Source organism: Shewanella sp. Isolate8 (assembly GCF_022398495.1).
Taxonomy (GTDB): domain Bacteria; phylum Pseudomonadota; class Gammaproteobacteria; order Enterobacterales; family Shewanellaceae; genus Shewanella; species Shewanella aquimarina.
In genome coordinates this window covers 1,464,131-1,478,555 of sequence record NZ_JAKEVI010000001.1, presented here as the reverse complement: position 1 = coordinate 1,478,555, position 14,425 = coordinate 1,464,131, and the positions used below count along the sequence as shown (strand labels likewise).

Genomic DNA, 14,425 nt, shown 5'->3' with positions numbered 1-14,425 from the left:
GCGCAGACCAAATGTGGCAAGAAAATGGCATTTGTCCCGGGCCACTTTTCTCCCAGATATTTTGCTGTATAGTCACACTCCAGAAACACTAAGCTGTAATGGATGGATCATGAAGCGTATTGCAATAGTTGAAGATGAGGCGGCTATCCGCGAAAACTACAAAGAGGTGCTGCAACAGCAAGGCTACTTTGTGCAGGCGTACGCCAATCGCCCCAGCGCCATGGAGGCCTTCAACACTCGTCTGCCCGATTTAGCAATCATCGATATCGGCCTGGAAGATGAGATAGACGGTGGCTTTACCCTGTGCCAGTCGCTCAGGGCCATGTCGAATACTTTGCCTATCATCTTTTTGACCGCTAGAGACAGTGACTTCGACACCGTCTGCGGCCTGAGACTGGGCGCCGATGACTACCTGAGCAAAGACGTCAGCTTCCCCCATCTGATCGCTCGCCTGGCCGCACTATTTAGGCGCTCGGACATCCAAAATGGTGCCAACCCGCAAGATGGCATGATAGAGCACGGTAACCTGACCATAGATGTCAACCGCATCCAGGTCTACTGGAAGCAGCAGCCTATCGAGCTGACGGTCACCGAATTTTGGATGGTGCACGCCCTGGCCAAGCGCCCCGGCCACGTGCGTAGCCGCCAGGCATTGATGCAAGATGCCAAGATCTATGTGGATGACAGTACCATCACCTCCCACGTGAAGCGGATCCGCAAGAAATTTATCAGCCAAGACCCAGAGTTCGATTGCATCGATACCGTCTACGGCATGGGCTACCGCTGGGATACCCAAGACTAAGCATGTTTAATCTGCCCATCGGCCTGCGCACTAAGGTCGCCATACTCTCTCTCTTCCTGCTCTGCCTGCCCTGGCTTGGCTACCAATATGTGTGGGAGATGGAAAAATACCTGCGCCACGGCCAGGAGAAGACCCTAGAAGGCACGACCCAGGCGCTAGCCACCGCCCTGCATGAACGCCCTAAGCTGTTCGACAAGCAGGCGAGTTTTCTGTCACAGGTCAAGAAGGGGCGGGATCTCTACGCCTACCCGTTAACCGGCCCTATCCATCTGGACGGCAAGCTGGGCGAATGGGCCGATAATCGTCATCGCGCCCTGACCTACGGCGCCGACCATCAGCTGTTTAAGGCCGATGACGGCAAGCCGCTCAACATCCGTTTTACCCACATGGTGGGTAAGTATGCCGGTTACCTCTATGGTTATTTCGAGGTGACAGATCCTAAGGTGATCTACCGCGGCACCAACAGCCTGCGCATCGACAACAACGATCATCTGGCCATCGCCACCCTGGCGCCCGATGGCCAATTTCGCCGCTATATCGTGGCCACCATACGCGACGGCTGGATCAGCGCCTTCGAACTACCCGCCGATCCCCGTAAGTCACAGCCGGTCACCCCAGAGGTGCGCATTCAGGGCAAGTGGCTGAAAACCGACAAAGGCTACAATATCGAGCTGAGGATGCCGCTGGAGATGGTGGGCAGCAAGCTGGGCTTTGCCATCGTCGATGTCAACGACAGGAAGAAACGTAATGTCGAGGCGATAGTCGGCACCTCGGCCACAGATGATGTCAGCAAGCTCGGTACTGTGCTCGTGCCCTCACCTGAGATCGAGAGCATCATCAAGGGGATGAGCCATAACAGCTCACGGATCTGGGTGGTGGACCGCCACGGCCGGGTATTGGCAAAATCGGGCGACATATACAGCAGCACCAATGTATGGGCGCAGACGGCGACCGAACAGACGCCGGATACCTTCTGGGGCCGCTTTAAGCAGCAGTTCCTGCACCCGCTCTACTATCGCATTCTGACCACCCCGCCTAAGCATTTCGTCGACTCACTCAAGGACTCTACCGTGCTCGAGGGCAGCCATATCCGCAAGGCACTGGCCGGCCAATTTGGCTCCACCTGGCGCCTAACCCCAGACGGCAAGGCGGTGATCCTGGCCGCCGCCAGCCCTATCTGGATAGACGATGACGTGATGGGCGTAGTAATCGCCGAAGAGACCACCCACGGCATCCGCACCCTGCGTAACAAGGCGCTGGAGAAACTGTTCAACGTCATCTTGACCATTATGAGCATGGGCACCCTGGCCCTCTTCTTCTTCGCCTCCAGCATCTCCAGCCGTATTCGTAAGCTAAGAGACGATGCCGAACAGGCCATCGACAGCCAAGGCAGGATCAGAAAGGCGATCGTCGGCTCCAAGGTGCGCGATGAAATCGGCGATCTTAGCCGCAGCTTTGCCAGCATAGTCGGGCGCCTGAGCCAATATACCCACTATCTGGAGAATATGTCTTCACGCCTGGGCCATGAGCTGCGAACCCCTGTGGCCGTGGTACGCTCGTCGCTTGAGCACCTCAACAGCCAGGATCTGCCGCCCCAGCATCAAAAGTATGTGGACAGAGCCCACGAAGGGGTGAGCCGACTCAACATGATCCTCAACAACATGAGCGAAGCCACCCGCCTCGAAGAGGCACTGACCGACGCCGAGGTGGACAACTTCCCCCTCTCCAAGGTGATCTCAGGTTGTATGCAGGGTTATCAGATGACCTACGCCAATCAGGTATTTGAGCTGGAGATCGACAAGGAGCCCATGACCATGCGCGGGGTGCCCGAGTATATCGCCCAGCTGATGGACAAGCTGATCGCCAACGCCATCGAGTTCAGTCAGAGTGATACGCCGATTAAGGTGTCGCTCAAGGCAAAGGGCCGTCAGGCGCTACTGAGCGTGAGTAACCTGGGGCCTTCGCTACCCGCCAACATGGGCGAGCAGATCTTCGAGTCCATGGTATCTGTGCGCGCGCAGAAGGCGCAGGACAAGCCTCACCTGGGACTCGGCCTCTATATCGCCCGCTTGATCACAGATTTTCATAAGGGCAGCATACGCGCAGAGAACCTGATGCAGGATGGTCAGGCCGTCGGGGTGGTTATCCATGTCCGTCTGCCGCTGGAGGCCTAATAAGGGTTCAGGACTAATAAGGCTCGGGAAAAGCGGAAACGACTCCAATAAATCTCACTTTCATTTAGACGTATAGATGTTAAGATGGCTACACTTAGTTGCCAACACGAGAGTATGGGATGAAAAGAGAAACCAAAATAGTCAGCGTCGGCCGCGACAAGAAATGGAGCAAGGGGGTGATCAACCCGCCTGTGTTTCGCGCCTCCACCGTGGTGTTCGACACCATAGAAGAGATGCGCCACGCCACCAAGAACCGCGCCAACGGCGAGATGTTCTATGGTCGCCGCGGTACCCCTACCCACTTCGCCTTTCAGGCGGCGATTGCCGAACTCGAAGGTGGCGTCGGCACAGCCCTCTATCCCTCTGGCTCGGCGGCCATCTCTGGTGCCCTGCTCTCCTTCCTCAAGGCGGGCGATCATCTCTTGATGGTCGACACCGCCTATGAACCCACGCGGGATCTGTGCGACAAGCTACTCAAGGGCTTCGGCATAGAAACGACTTACTATGATCCCCTCATAGGTGATGGCATTGAGGCGCTTATCCGCCCCAACACCAAGGTGCTGTTTCTCGAGTCTCCAGGCTCCATCACACTGGAGGTGCAGGATGTGCCGACCCTGAGCGCCATCGCCCATAAACATAATATGGTGGTGATGCTGGACAACACCTGGGCATCGCCAATCAATTGTCGTCCCTTCGAGCTGGGCGTCGATATCTCGATTCAGGCGGCGACCAAATATATCGTCGGTCACTCGGATGTGATGCTGGGCACGGCCACCGCCAACCAGGCCCATTGGGACCAACTGAGGGAAAACAGCTACCTGATGGGACAATGCACCTCGGCAGACGATATCTATCTCGCCAGCCGCGGCCTGCGTACCCTGGGCGTACGTATGGCCCAACATGAGAAGAATGGCCTCGAGGTCGCCAACTGGCTGGCCACACGCCCCGAGGTTGATCATCTGCGCCATCCCGCCTTCGACACCTGCCCTGGGCATGAATTTTTTGAGCGGGATTTCAGCGCCTCAAACGGCCTCTTCTCCTTCGTGCTCAAGCGCGGCAACATTAAGGCAGTCACCGCCTTCGTGGAAAACATGCAGCATTTCAAGATGGGCTTCTCCTGGGGCGGTTACGAGAGCCTGATCTTGGGCGTCTTCGGCATCGACAAGTTGCGCACCGCTACCCAGTGGGACAGCAGCAAACCATTGATTCGATTGCATGTAGGCCTGGAAAACCCTGAAGATCTCATCAAAGATCTCGAGGCAGGTTTTGCCCGCTATAATGCGGTTTTGCAAGGCACTGCCGGTGAGGGGCCATCAGCTTAGCTTGCTTAACTTGCTTAGCCCTAACCCAGCTTGATTCCATAAAAAACGCCGTCAGAGATGACGGCGTTTTTCTTCGATTAATATTGCTTGCTAATACAATTTATACCAATCACAGTAAACATGTGATCAGAAATAGCGCAGGAAAAACGCTTGAGAACAAAGCAGGATTTTTAGATAAGTAGTTATTCTACAATTAAAAATACTAATACAGTTATCGAGCGTTTTAACAAGCTAGAATGATCAATTATTTATTACGATTGGTATTAGTTAGGCGCTTGCGTCGCAGGCCTTGCTGCGGGCGCCTGCCAGGCCTGGGTGCCATAGAGCGGCACGGTCGACAGGCTGTGCTTATGGCTGCCATCTGTTTCCTTGGTGGAATAGGAGAGATAGATCAGCGTCTGATTGTCGGCGTCATAGATACGTCTCACCTTAAGCGATTTGAACAAGATGCTCAGGGAGGCCTTAAACACCACCTCACCGCCGTGACTCTTGTCTATGTTGGCAAGATCCGCTGGCAGAATAGGCCCTGTCTGGCGACAGGCTATGCCCATATCTGACGGGTCGGCAAAATCCAGGTTCGCCTCGATACGGCTGATATGACAGGTCACCCCGGAGATCTTAGGATCTTGCCTGGCCTCGATGATCACATCCTTAGTGGTAAAGACCCCTAGACTCACCTTGCCCACGTCATCGCCGCAGCCTGTTAGCAGGGTCATTGCCGCAACACCCATCATTCCAATCCAAGCTTTCATCTTCATTCCTTGTTGTCTCGTTGTTTTGTGGTCTTATTGCCTTGACGCCCTAACACCTTATTGCGTTAACCAAACACCTTCTGCGCCCAGCGCGTCAGTCCGGCGGTCACACTACCAAAATGATCGCCGACCACTATCTCAGTATCAGGATACATCTGCGCAATCTTCTGGTAAATCGCCGGGCTCTTTGCCGTACCACCGGTCACATAGATGATATCCGCTTGTGACTGGGTTAATTCGCCTTGGGCCTGCGCCATCGCCTCGGCCATCAAGGACTGAATCAGGCTCACAGGCTGGGCGATCGCATCAACGAAACCTTGCTGGTCTACCTCGGCGCTCAGCGCCGCATCGACATAATCCAGACTCGTCTGAGTGGTCGCACTGTCCGACAGGGCAATTTTGGCGCCCTCTGCGCTGCGAACCAAGCGATAGCCGAGCTGGTCACGCTGCACCTTGAGCAGGCGCGACAGCAGATCCGAGCGCTCGGCATCCTTGATCAGCTCCTCAATCATCTTACGGGTCGTCAGGCTGGCAAAATCGCGCTGGGCACTGATGTCGTTGACCGCCACCGCGTTCCAAAAGGGCTGACTGGGTACCGGCAGGCCATTAACCATCTGAGAGCCCAGTCCCAAATGGGGCATAAAGGCCTTCATGGCCAGGGCGATATCCAAATCGTTACCCCCTATGCGTTGCCCGCTGTGGCCGAGAAAATCCGCACTGCGATCGGCCTTTGCCATATGAGACGGTCCCATCTTCACCACAGAGCAGTCTGTGGTACCGCCGCCCACATCCACCACAAGTACCGTCTTATCCTGAGTCAGGCTGGCCTCGAAATCCATTCCCGCCGCCAATGGCTCAAACAGGAAACTCACCTCGATAAAGCCGGCGCGTTTAGCCGCCAGCGCCAGGATGGCTTCGGCCTGACGATTGCTCTCCTCGCCGCCTATCCCCTGGAAGTTTACCGGGCGACCGATCACCGCGTGGGTGGCACAGCCCTTGGCCCCCAGTTGTTTATCCGCTAAGGCCTTGATATGCATCATCATCAGGGTAACGATATCTTCGAACAGGGCTATTTGATCCGCTCGCAAACCTGTCGCGCCGAGGAAAGACTTGGGCGAGCGCACATAGAAGCCCTCTTCGGGCATCTCAAGATAATGGGCCACCGCCTGCTCACCGACAAACACCGCCTGTTCATCCCTGCCCAAATCCAGCGCCTGACGGGCATGGCGGGCACGGCTTAACTGGGCCGAGCGCAGCTTGGCATACTCGGCCTTTACGTCACTATGAAGCTGCTGATAGACGGCCTCGGCGATCAGCTCTCGATCGAAGGCATACAGGGTCGATACCAGGTAGTGAGAATCTCCCGCGAGAGGCAAGAGGCGTACCTGATTCCCTTCCATAATGCCGACGGCGCAGTTGGCGCTGCCATAATCGAATCCAACAAACATGCTAAGCGCTCCCGCCCATGAAAAAAGCCGAGAAAAATAACACACTCAGCATAAAAGACAAGCCGCCAAATCAAATATCCCCAAGAATTATCGCCAATGGGAAATCGTCTAAACTTAAAGGGATATTGGGAGTCGTTATGCAGTATTTAAACTTGCGTCTACTAAGTTTTATCCCCCTGCTCTTGCTGATCCTGCTGAGCCTGGAAACGGCCGTGTCTAAGGCAGAGACTGGCGCGCAGCAAAATGACTCCCCCTCAGTAGATATCACGCCCCAGGCGATCCCCCTGCTACAATTTAGCGGCGCCATAGGCCCGGCCATAGGCGAGTATCTCAGCGAAGAGATAGACCATGCCAATCGCTTGCCAAGAGACCAGAGACCGCCGCTGATCATGATAGTATTAGACACCCCGGGGGGGCTAGTCACCAGTCTGAGAAGTATCAATCAGGCGATCCTTGCATCCGAGATCCCTATCGCCTGTCTGGTGGCGCCGCCGGGTGCCAGGGCGATGAGCGCCGGCACCTACATGCTCTACGCCTGCCATATCGCCGCCATGGCACCGGCCACCACACTTGGCGCCGCCACACCAGTGCAGCTGGGTATGCCCTCCTCGCCTCAAGACTCTGGCCCAGGCTCAGGTGCTAAGGAGCGCGGCTCATCAGGAAAAGCCAGCCAAAAGCCAGGCGCGCAAGAGGATGACACAGGCGAATCGGCGCCACAGGCCCCCCCCAGAGACAACCAAGATGCCATGGCCCATAAGGTGCTCAACGATGCCGTGGCCTATATTCGCTCTCTCGCGAAACTCAGAAACCGCAACGTCGAATTTGCCGAGAAAGCCGTCATCGACGCCGCCACCCTCACCTCAGATGAGGCGCTCGCCCAGAATGTGATAGAGCTGATCGCCGCCGATCCCGAAGAACTCGTGGCGAAACTCGACGGCTTTAACCTGGTGATAGACGGCGAGACTCAATCCCTGTCGCTGGCCGGAGCCAAATTAGTGCCCCACCAGCAGAGCTGGCGCAACCGTGTCATAGCGACCATTACCGATCCCAACATCGCCTATATCCTGATGCTAATCGGCATCTATGGCCTGCTGCTGGAGTTTTACAGCCCTGGCATAGGTGTCGCCGGTGTCACCGGCGGTATCGCCCTCTTAGTCGCCCTCTACGCCTTTCAGCTGCTACCGGTTAACTATGCCGGACTCGGGCTCATCCTGCTGGGCATAGCGCTTATCATTGCCGAGTCTATGGTGCCCAGCTTCGGTATTCTGGGCCTTGGCGGCATCGCAGCCTTCGCCCTGGGCTCACTGTTTCTTATCGATGCACAGGCTGGCGATCTCGCCATCTCGCTGCCGCTCATCGCTGCGGTGACTGTCACCGCCTCGGGCTTCTCCCTCTGGGTACTCTCCAGCCTTTGGAAGGCCCGCAAGGCCGCCAACGTCAGCGGTGACGATCTGCTCATCGGCGCCAGTGCCCGAGTCGTCAAGGGCTTTGAGAAGTACGGCCTAGTTACCCTGGGCGGCGAATGTTGGCAGGCCAGATCCGACACCCAGACCCAGACCGGAGAAACGGTGCTGGTGCTTGGGCGCGACAAGCTCACCCTGATCGTCACACCAAAGGCGACCCAGCCCGATTCAGACAATCCTTAGGAGGTAACCATGGAAGCCTTAGCCTACAATACCCAGCTGTTCTTCGTCGCCCTTATCTTCCTGCTGGTGTCACTGCTGATCAGCACCTTCAAGATATTGCGCGAATATGAGCGCGGGGTGATCTTCATGTTGGGACGCTTCTACCGGGTCAAGGGCCCAGGCCTCATCATAGTGATCCCCCTGATACAACAAATGGTGCGCGTGGATCTGCGCACCGTGGTGATGGATGTGCCGACTCAGGATGTGATCAGTCGCGACAACGTCTCGGTACAGGTCAATGCGGTGATCTACTTTCGGGTGATCGATGCCCAGAAGGCGATCATCAACGTGGAAGATTATCTGCAGGCCACCTCGCAGCTGGCGCAGACCACATTGCGCTCTGTACTGGGGCAACACGAGCTCGATGAGATGCTGGCCAATCGTGACATGCTCAACACCGACATTCAGTCCATCCTAGATAGCCGCACCGACGGCTGGGGGATCAAGGTCTCTAATGTCGAGATAAAACATGTGGATCTCAACGAGACCATGGTGCGCGCCATTGCCAAACAAGCCGAAGCCGAGCGGATCAGACGCGCCAAGGTGATCCATGCCTCGGGGGAAATGGAAGCCTCAACCAAGCTAGTGGAAGCGGCGCAGAACCTGAAAAAGTCCCCCAACGCCATCTTGCTGCGTTACCTGCAGACCCTCACAGAGATCGCCGGCGAGAAGAACTCTACCATCCTCTTCCCGCTACCAATGGATCTGCTCAAGGGTGTACTCGGCCGGGGTAGCGAGCAGGAGAAGGCATCGGCTAAGAAACCCGAAGATTAATGGCCGAAGACTTGTGGCCGAGGATTAATGGCCGAAGCGCGTCGCCTCGAATCGATTAAGCAGCAGGTGCACCAGATAACAGGCCATCAGGGTCAAGACGATGGCGCCTAAGATACTGGAAGCGCGATAGAAGCTGCTATAGATCAAATCGTTATTCGGTGTCAGGTTTTGCCCATAGAGGGTGCCCAAGGTGGTCATGGCGCCAAATCCAACACCGGAACCCATCGCCTCGGTCACGTGAGCCTGACTAAACAACAGAGTCACCAACCAGAACAGCGGCAGCAAGAGCACCAGCTCATGAGCCCAGGTATAGAGCAGCAACTGCATCAAGACACCACAACTCACCCCCAGCACTGTCCCAATGGCGCGGCGTCTGGCGTACCCCAGGGCGCCGTTCCAGTGCATGGGAAAGAGCAGCAACAGGGTCGTCGCCTGGGCCGCCAGAGAATCACGCAGATCAAACACCTGAAACACTACAAAGGAGATGGTGGCGATGGTTGCCCCCATCAGTGCCTCATGACGCATGCGATGGGGCGCCTTAGGCATGGCTGCCATAGGCGCCCGTGCATCGACGTCGGGAAACAGATACATCATCAGGTAGGCGATCAGGATAGAAAACGCGCAGCCCATAAAGTTATTGTTTGCCAGCTCAACCACATCGGTATCCGGATAACTGGCAAAATGCAGCATGATACTCAGGCTGATCACCCCAGTGGCACCGAACAGAAACAGGCTGCCGCGTGACATGCAGGCGAAACGATAGAGAAACAGTAAGAAGGCCACCATGGCCATCAACAAGGGGTAGGACTCCAGATACTCGGCCAGCAGCGCCACCTCCAAGATGGCGATGACAGAGGAGGCCATTACCTGACGTACCACATGCATCGACATCTTGGGCAGAATGCCAAGTAACAACATGGGCAGCACGGTAAAGAAGACCCCGTAGTTGAACTCCAGCACCTTACAGCTGAGAAAGCCCAGGGTGGCACCAGTGGCAATACGCAAACACTGGCGCAGGTCGTTACGGCTAAGCGCGTGATGACGAACTAACACAAGGCGCCCCTAGTAGATGTAATGCAGCAGGCTGATGAACTTGATCTGCATCTTCGCCAGCAACTCATAAACAGCATTGTTAGACTGTAGCTGCACGGTCGCCTTAGCCCCAGCAGGCAGGGTGATCTCCACATCGGGCGCTAACTCGAGGTGGAGACGAAAACGCTGGGCATCGCGCACCCAACGATTTGACTGAGCTGGCGTGGCCAGGCGTCCATTGGCATCGAACTGGGCCTGACTCACACCGGCATCGACACTGCTTACGCTGGCGCTGAACAGCTCACCGGGACGACCATCGAAGGCCACCAGCGCGATCGCACCTGGAGTGATATGACGCAGGTTCTTCTCACGAAAGTCGGCTATTACATCGACATTGTCCAGCAGCAGCGCCATGACAGGCGTCGACTGATTAACTATGTTGCCCGAGGCCAGCTGTACATTGGTCACCACACCATCATGCTGCGCACGGATCTGGGTATAGCTCAGGGCCAACCTTGCCTGAGACAGACGGTTCTTGGCCTGACGCAACTTGAGATTGTCTTCACCTGGCAAGCCTCTGAGCGTCTGCACCTTGGTAAGCTGTGCCTTGGCGGCCAAGAGCTGAGAACGGCTTGCCTTCACCTCTGTCTGCGCCTGGTCGATCATCTGCTGAGACACACTCTGGTTAGCATAGAGAGACTGAATACGCTTAGCCTCTCGCTGCTTAAGCGCATAGGCAATCTCCTTGGCATTCACCTCCGCACTGGCGGCGGCAATGGCCGCATCCAACTCGGCGTTATTTTGTCTCGCCTGCTCCAGGGCCAACTCGGCCTGTTCCTGGGCCAGCAGAAAGGGGGTGGCATCCAAACTAAACAGCAGATCGCCTTGCTTCACCTTCTGGTTGTTGCTGACCTCTACCGACACGACCCGGCCACTCACCTGAGGGGCAACCTGGGTAATGGTGCGGGTCGCCATCGCCTGGGTGGTCAAGGGCATCTTAAGATCGGCCACCAGGAAATAACCAAACAACAGGATGAAGCCAATACTGGCAAACTTAACTAAACGGGCAAATTGCTGATCCGGTGTCATGCTGACTACTTTTCCTCTTTATCTGTGGCGGTTGGATGTAATTTATTGAAGGCGTTATCTGTAATGCGATTGAGTACCGACTCGAAGACCTTTAACTCTTCGGCACCGATTCCGGCATAGAGCTCGGCGCGCAGGTCGATAATGCGCTGTCGAATGAAGGCCAGCAGATCCAGGCCTGCCTGGGTCAGGGAGACGCGACGCACGCGCTTGTCATGCTCGCAGCAGTGACGCTCTATAAGGGCCTGCTGCTCCAGCTGACTCAGGGTGCGCATTAAGGACGCCAACTCTATCTCAAGCGCCTCGGCCAGCGCCTTCTGACTGGTTTCCTGCCCCATGCGATAGAGTTTCCAAAGCACGACCCAACGGCTATGGGTCAGACCTAGGGGCGCAAGCTCTGCATCGGCGACCATGCGCCATAAACGTGCCAGCCTGGCCACACGCTCCGCGTTGGATGACTCGGCCCTATCTTGATTTTCCTCTGTCATCTCGCCCTCCTCGTTAAGCTTGTGACACCTGGCAAATTACTTAGCAAGCTAAGCATTATATTTATTTAGCAGGCTAAGTAAATGGCAAGATGAAAATAAATTACATGTGGGGCGTGGTGCCTTAGCCCCTCGCCCCCTTTAAGACGCTTAGAAATAACAACTTAAGTGGGCATTAGCCGAAGCCTAATAAGAGCAAGATGGGATCAGAAAAAGCGCAAGCAGTTAGTCGGTGATGCAAAAGAAGTGAAATAGTTGTCAGGCAACTTATAACCAGCTGCAAATTGGCGAGATAAGTCTATTGGATGCGATATTTTGTCGAATGGTAAAAAGGCTAATAGCCGACGAGCACGCCGAGCTCTAGCCTACAAGCAGACAAGGACTCGCTATCACTCAGTAGGGCTGGCTCAGGCTCAAGCCTTAGGGCTCAGGGCGCAAAAGACACGGCGGAAAATAAACCACACGACTCGCTATGGGGGAACAAGATTCGCTATGGGCAAATAAGATTCGCTAGCGAGTAAAAAGCGGCCAATAAAAAAGCGAGCATTGCATAACACAACACTCGCCTTTGCTTCTTACTCTGAATACATTGGCTCAGACTCTCTAAAAACTGAAAGGCTATCTACATCTTCACCAATACTGCTCATCAAGCAGACAGGTCGCCCGATGCAACTCATCTCTAGCAGCCCTTTAAGTATAGAAGCTGTTCGCCATTAATCACAAATATTCGCGCACAAATATCAGCCACAAATATCAGCCACAAATATTCACGGCCATTGTATTCACGGGCATTGCCGCGCCGATTTTTACCAAGGTTCAGCGCTAGTCGTGCAGAGTCGGTGACTTCTTTTAGCCTTCCGGCTGCTGACGCTGTTTGCGCTCGACCTTGTGCTGACGGCGCTGCTCGATCACCTGCTTCACGTCGCTGCCGATATGACTCTCGCCACGCGACTTGGCGAGTTGCACCTGACGCTCACGCTCGACGAAACGCTTACGCTGCTTATCGGATAGCTTGTCGATGCAATGCGGGCAACTCACGCCCTGCACATAATGCTCGCTCTGCTTGTCTTCCTCTGTGATCGGCAGACGGCAGGCATTACACTGATCGTACTGGCCCTTCTCCAGCTGATGATTGACCGCAACGCGATTGTCGAACACGAAACATTCACCTTCCCAGAGACTCTCCTCGGGCTGCACCTCTTCCAGATACTTGAGCACGCCACCCTCTAGGTGATAGACCTCATCGAACCCCTGCTCTTTCAGGTAAGCCGTTGATTTCTCACAGCGGATGCCGCCAGTACAGAACATGGCCACCTTCTTATGCTGCTTAGGATCCAGGTTCTGCTTCACGTATTCGGGAAACTCTCTGAAGGTTGCCGTCTTAGGATCGACCGCATTCTTGAAGGTGCCTATGTTGACTTCATAGTCGTTGCGGGTGTCGATAAGTAGCACCTCGGGATCTGAGATCAACTTGTTCCAGTCCTTGGGCTTAACATAGGTGCCGACTACCTTACGGGGATCTATGCCTTCGACCCCCATGGTGACTATCTCTTTCTTCAGCTTCACTTTCGTGCGATAGAAAGGCATTTCATCGTCGAAGGAAAGTTTATGGACTATGTTATCCAGCCCTGGTTGGCCATCTAACCAGGCCAGTAGACTGTTGATACCTGCCTGGCTGCCGGCGACCGTGCCGTTGATCCCTTCGCTGGCCAGCAACAAGGTGCCCTTAATCCCTAAGGCTTCCATCTGCTTCAGCAAAGGCTGCTGCAGGGCCTCAAAATCCGGCAGAGAGACAAACTTATATAACGCACATACTACAAACTGAGACATATCAACCTCTTAACTGCTCGCTGAGGCTTAATCCCCAGTGCATGAATAGACGCTCTCACACTTAAAGGGTTACCCAAAGTGACCCAGAGCGCAAAATGGAGGCGAATTCTACCTTAATCACAGTTAAACAAACAGGCAGAAAAAGTAAGGGTATTTTCAGCCAAAGAGTGTAATAGCAAACGGACTTGCGATTTAGGCCAAAGCCATGAAGAATAGCGCCAGCAATCAAGGAGACCCCATGGCCTACCCCATTTTATATTCGTTTCGTCGTTGTCCCTACGCCATGCGTGCCCGCCTGGGCCTGTATCTGGCCGGGCAAGAGGTGGAATTAAGAGAGATAGTACTCAAACATAAGCCTGAGCCTATGTTAGCGGCCAGCCCCAAGGGCACAGTACCTGTATTGATCTTAGAAGATGGCCGGGTGGTCGACGAAAGCCTGGCCATCATGCAATGGGCGCTCGCCAAGCAGGGAAAACACGCCCTACTTCTCACCCATGAGCCTAGCCTGCAACAAGCCGCCATGGCACTGATCGATGCAAACGATAATAGCTTTAAGCCCTGGCTAGACAAGTATAAATACGCCGATCGCCACCCAGAGCAGAGCCAAGAAGATTATCGCGCCCAGGGCGAGCGATTCATTGCCCTGTTAGAAGCCAGGCTAAGCGAACATGACCAGCTCGTGTCAGACGCTGCTAGTATAGCTGACTATGCCATCTTCCCCTTCGTGCGCCAGTTCGCCCACGTCGATAATCACTGGTGGCAACAAGCTCCCTACCCTAAGGTGCGCGCCTGGTTAAACGCTCATCTGCAAAGCACAGCCTTTAACGCGGTCATGAAAAAATATCCCACCTGGCTAGACAGTGGTGAGAGCTTCGCCCTGCTCCAGCAATAACCGACAAAAAAGGCGCCCTTAGGCGCCTATACTCATCTATAAATCAGCTTCAACCTAACTCGATTACATAAGTTCCTATATCAGTTCTTATATCAGTTCTTGCATAAGTTGCTTACATAAGCTGCTGACGTCACAGTGCACTA

The 14,425-nt window shown here is 54.9% G+C and carries 12 protein-coding genes; 6 read left to right on the top strand and 6 right to left on the bottom strand.

The genetic code is table 11. The features are described 5' to 3' along the window. Nucleotides 1–109: 109 nt before the first annotated feature. The 3 genes from pdsR (at nucleotide 110) to L1D43_RS06550 (ending at nucleotide 4,298) form a co-directional block, all read left to right on the top strand. Nucleotides 110–802, top strand: a complete 693-nt coding sequence (gene pdsR / locus L1D43_RS06560; RefSeq protein WP_011865589.1) for a proteobacterial dedicated sortase system response regulator — start codon at nucleotides 110–112, stop codon at nucleotides 800–802. Nucleotides 803–804: 2 nt separating this feature from the next. Further along, entirely contained in the window at nucleotides 805–2,976 is a 2,172-nt protein-coding gene (gene pdsS / locus L1D43_RS06555) for a proteobacterial dedicated sortase system histidine kinase (protein WP_239850398.1), read from the top strand. A 119-nt stretch (nucleotides 2,977–3,095) separates the two neighbouring features. After that, complete coding sequence (locus L1D43_RS06550) at nucleotides 3,096–4,298, top strand: cystathionine beta-lyase (protein WP_239850397.1); 1,203 nt, start codon at nucleotides 3,096–3,098, stop codon at nucleotides 4,296–4,298. Nucleotides 4,299–4,561: 263 nt separating this feature from the next. Here L1D43_RS06550 and L1D43_RS06545 read toward each other — a convergent pair whose 3' ends face one another. Both L1D43_RS06545 and yegD read right to left on the bottom strand, forming a co-directional pair. Continuing rightward, the gene (locus L1D43_RS06545) at nucleotides 4,562–5,056 is read right to left on the bottom strand and encodes a CreA family protein (RefSeq protein WP_239850396.1); all 495 of its coding nucleotides are present in this window, start codon (nucleotides 5,054–5,056) and stop codon (nucleotides 4,562–4,564) included. 59 nt (nucleotides 5,057–5,115) lie between these two features. Then, nucleotides 5,116–6,498: a molecular chaperone gene (gene yegD, locus L1D43_RS06540; protein WP_239850395.1), complete on the bottom strand. Its 1,383-nt coding sequence runs from the start codon at nucleotides 6,496–6,498 to the stop codon at nucleotides 5,116–5,118. A gap of 137 nt (nucleotides 6,499–6,635) precedes the next feature. On the opposite strand from yegD, the gene L1D43_RS06535 reads away from it, so the two are divergent. After that, nucleotides 6,636–8,144, top strand: coding sequence for a nodulation protein NfeD (locus L1D43_RS06535; protein ID WP_239850394.1), 1,509 nt, complete (start codon nucleotides 6,636–6,638; stop codon nucleotides 8,142–8,144). Nucleotides 8,145–8,153: 9 nt separating this feature from the next. After that, entirely contained in the window at nucleotides 8,154–8,957 is an 804-nt protein-coding gene (locus L1D43_RS06530; protein WP_239850393.1) for a slipin family protein, read from the top strand. A 24-nt stretch (nucleotides 8,958–8,981) separates the two neighbouring features. Here L1D43_RS06530 and L1D43_RS06525 read toward each other — a convergent pair whose 3' ends face one another. From L1D43_RS06525 to L1D43_RS06510, 4 genes are all read right to left on the bottom strand, one after another. Then, nucleotides 8,982–10,010 carry a DUF2955 domain-containing protein gene (locus L1D43_RS06525; protein WP_041511438.1) on the bottom strand — a complete coding sequence of 343 codons (1,029 nt, stop codon included), beginning with the start codon at nucleotides 10,008–10,010 and terminating at the stop codon, nucleotides 8,982–8,984. Nucleotides 10,011–10,019: 9 nt separating this feature from the next. Beyond that, nucleotides 10,020–11,078: an HlyD family secretion protein gene (locus L1D43_RS06520; protein ID WP_239850392.1), complete on the bottom strand. Its 1,059-nt coding sequence runs from the start codon at nucleotides 11,076–11,078 to the stop codon at nucleotides 10,020–10,022. A gap of 5 nt (nucleotides 11,079–11,083) precedes the next feature. Beyond that, on the bottom strand, nucleotides 11,084–11,563 hold the full coding sequence (gene slyA / locus L1D43_RS06515) for a transcriptional regulator SlyA (protein ID WP_239850391.1): 480 nt from the start codon (nucleotides 11,561–11,563) through the stop codon (nucleotides 11,084–11,086). A gap of 846 nt (nucleotides 11,564–12,409) precedes the next feature. Further along, on the bottom strand, nucleotides 12,410–13,390 hold the full coding sequence (locus tag L1D43_RS06510; protein WP_239850390.1) for a rhodanese-related sulfurtransferase: 981 nt from the start codon (nucleotides 13,388–13,390) through the stop codon (nucleotides 12,410–12,412). A gap of 238 nt (nucleotides 13,391–13,628) precedes the next feature. Here L1D43_RS06510 and L1D43_RS06505 point away from each other — a divergent pair, with 238 nt between their 5' ends. Continuing rightward, nucleotides 13,629–14,282, top strand: a complete 654-nt coding sequence (locus L1D43_RS06505) for a glutathione S-transferase (RefSeq protein ID WP_239850389.1) — start codon at nucleotides 13,629–13,631, stop codon at nucleotides 14,280–14,282. Nucleotides 14,283–14,425: the final 143 nt, after the last annotated feature.

Excerpts from the sequence above, each read along its gene's own strand:
- pdsR (WP_011865589.1), top strand. The coding sequence starts at position 110 with ATGAAGCGTATTGCAATAGTTGAAGATGAGGCGGCTATCCGCGAAAAC.
- pdsS (WP_239850398.1), top strand. The coding sequence starts at position 805 with ATGTTTAATCTGCCCATCGGCCTGCGCACTAAGGTCGCCATACTCTCT.
- L1D43_RS06550 (WP_239850397.1), top strand. The coding sequence starts at position 3,096 with ATGAAAAGAGAAACCAAAATAGTCAGCGTCGGCCGCGACAAGAAATGG.
- L1D43_RS06545 (WP_239850396.1), bottom strand. The coding sequence starts at position 5,056 with ATGAAGATGAAAGCTTGGATTGGAATGATGGGTGTTGCGGCAATGACC.
- yegD (WP_239850395.1), bottom strand. The coding sequence starts at position 6,498 with ATGTTTGTTGGATTCGATTATGGCAGCGCCAACTGCGCCGTCGGCATT.
- L1D43_RS06535 (WP_239850394.1), top strand. The coding sequence starts at position 6,636 with ATGCAGTATTTAAACTTGCGTCTACTAAGTTTTATCCCCCTGCTCTTG.
- L1D43_RS06530 (WP_239850393.1), top strand. The coding sequence starts at position 8,154 with ATGGAAGCCTTAGCCTACAATACCCAGCTGTTCTTCGTCGCCCTTATC.
- L1D43_RS06520 (WP_239850392.1), bottom strand. The coding sequence starts at position 11,078 with ATGACACCGGATCAGCAATTTGCCCGTTTAGTTAAGTTTGCCAGTATT.
- slyA (WP_239850391.1), bottom strand. The coding sequence starts at position 11,563 with ATGACAGAGGAAAATCAAGATAGGGCCGAGTCATCCAACGCGGAGCGT.
- L1D43_RS06510 (WP_239850390.1), bottom strand. The coding sequence starts at position 13,390 with ATGTCTCAGTTTGTAGTATGTGCGTTATATAAGTTTGTCTCTCTGCCG.
- L1D43_RS06505 (WP_239850389.1), top strand. The coding sequence starts at position 13,629 with ATGGCCTACCCCATTTTATATTCGTTTCGTCGTTGTCCCTACGCCATG.